This is a genomic window from Vibrio sp. S9_S30 (assembly GCF_014694455.1).
In the GTDB taxonomy this organism is placed as follows: Bacteria; Pseudomonadota; Gammaproteobacteria; order Enterobacterales; family Vibrionaceae; genus Vibrio.
Genome location: NZ_JAAUWT010000210.1, coordinates 1 through 252, shown reverse-complemented (window position 1 = coordinate 252; position 252 = coordinate 1). Strand labels below are relative to the sequence as shown.

The following is a 252-nucleotide window of genomic DNA, read 5'->3' as shown; positions in this document are numbered from 1 at the left end:
TATCCACCGTATGCGTGGAGGTCGCGGTGCTGTCGACTGTGTTGCCCGCCTCATCCGTTGACGCCACGCTCACCGTGAACTCGGTGTCCGCTGCCAGGTCGCTGCCCGCCACATCCACTGTCCAGTTGCCCGTCGCATCTACCGTGGTTTCGTAAGCCTTACCATTGATGGTCAGGGTCACTTTATCGCCTTCTGCGATATCGCCACCTGTCGCCGTACCGCTCACCGCGATGGTCTCGCCGCTTTCGGCTT

1 protein-coding gene is annotated in these 252 nt (G+C 61.1%); it reads right to left on the bottom strand.

Annotation, left to right across the window (positions count from 1 at the left end; translation table 11 throughout):
• A partial coding sequence (locus HC752_RS24565; protein ID WP_190337770.1) for an Ig-like domain-containing protein occupies nt 1–252 on the bottom strand: 252 nt, incomplete at both ends.